Origin of the sequence: Streptomyces sp. NPDC015125, assembly GCF_043080045.1 — a bacterium.
Classification (GTDB): Bacteria; Actinomycetota; Actinomycetes; order Streptomycetales; family Streptomycetaceae; genus Streptomyces.
This window is the reverse complement of record NZ_JBIBVF010000051.1, coordinates 1-1,424: the sequence shown is the minus strand read 5'-3', so window position 1 is coordinate 1,424 and position 1,424 is coordinate 1. Positions and strand designations below refer to the sequence as shown.

Sequence of the window (1,424 nt, the reverse complement as noted above, 5' to 3'; positions counted from 1 at the left end):
CGAGCACCCGCGCCCGGCGCGCCGCCTCGGTCATGACGCGCTCCCCTCGGCGGCCGCCGGGTCCCCGGCCAGCAGCGCCAGCACCGCCGCGCAGCCCTCCCGCTCCGGATTGACCAGATGCATATGCCGGGCATCGGCAACGAGGTGGTGGTCCACGGCGAGCCCGCCGTCCCGCCACCCCTTGAGCTGATACTCCGTCAACTCCGTGGGTACCGCCTGATCACAAGCCGCCTCGACGACGGTCAGCGACGCCAGATCGGCCCGCGAAGGCCGGGGCGTCGCCTCGTCGACGCTGCCGCCGGACGCCAGGTGCCCGGCAAGGAAGTGCCCGACAGCCGGCCCGCCCGTCCCGGTCGCCACCGTCCGCGCCAGGTCCACAACAGGCGCCAGCAACACCGCGCGCCGGCCCCCACCCCGCCCGGCGAGGGCGGACAGCGCCAGATGCGCCCCCGCGGAGTGCCCCACCAACGTGGCGTCCCGCCAGGGCGCACCCGCGCCGTCGAGCCGCTCCAGCGCCTGGGCGGCGTCCTCGGCGGCCGCCGGCCACTGCCCGCCGTCCCAGGCCGGGCGGTACTCCACCACCGCAGCAGCACACCCGCGCTGCACCAACGCAACCGCCAGCGGCTCCAGATCGCGGGCAATACGGTCGTGCCGCCAAAACCCGCCGTGGAAGATCACGACCGCGCTGCGGACCGGGCCCTGCACGGGGGTATACAGATCGACCCGCTGCCACGACGAATCGCCGTAGCGCAGAACACCTTCCTGGACCGTCACAGGACGCCCATCGTCCTCAGGCGCCCGGCCCAGTGCTCGAACCGCTCATCGGACATCCGCACCTCACGACGCCGCTCCGCACTCTCCTCGGCGGCACCCAGCCGGTACCACACCTGGCCGTCGGAGCGGCGGATCATAAACGCCCGGTCCTTGCGCGCAGGGCTCTGGATCATCAGCGAGATCGTCTCGGGCTCGGTGATGGTGGTGTGCAGCTGCTCGTGATCGAGCGTGATGCACCGCCCCTCACCCTCCTCACGCACGAAATGCGGCCAGAAACGGTCGACGTCGGCCGTCTCGTCCAGCGGCTGATCGGTGGCGTAGAGGGTGTGCCGGTAGGCACCGCGCAGAATGTAGGCCGTGAAGCTGTAGCGGTGATTGTGCACCCGCTCGTACTGATCGGTGTTGGCCAGCCGCAGCCTGATCCGCAGACCCTTGTCCTGGTCGTCCCACAACACGATCTTGTCGTCCAGAGCGTGACACTCACACTTCTCCCGCAGCTCCGGCGTACGCCGCACCCGCTCGACCAAAGTGCCCAGCAGCTCCGGATCATCACCCAGACGGCGGGCGATCCGCTCGGTGACCTCCGCAGCGGACTCGATATCGTCCCAGCGCACCGTCGGCAAAGATTCCATCAAGGACACCGCGGCCTG

The 1,424-nt window shown here is 70.7% G+C and carries 2 protein-coding genes; both read right to left on the bottom strand.

Annotated features, from left to right (window positions below; translation table 11 throughout):
• Positions 1 to 30 precede the first annotated feature (30 nt).
• Positions 31 to 774, bottom strand: a complete 744-nt coding sequence (locus ACF088_RS41205; RefSeq protein WP_392381118.1) for an alpha/beta hydrolase — start codon at positions 772 to 774, stop codon at positions 31 to 33.
• Positions 771 to 1,424 (bottom strand): hypothetical protein (locus tag ACF088_RS41200; protein WP_392381117.1); only part of this gene is annotated, 654 nt, incomplete at its 5' end. The genes ACF088_RS41205 and ACF088_RS41200, both read right to left, overlap by 4 nt.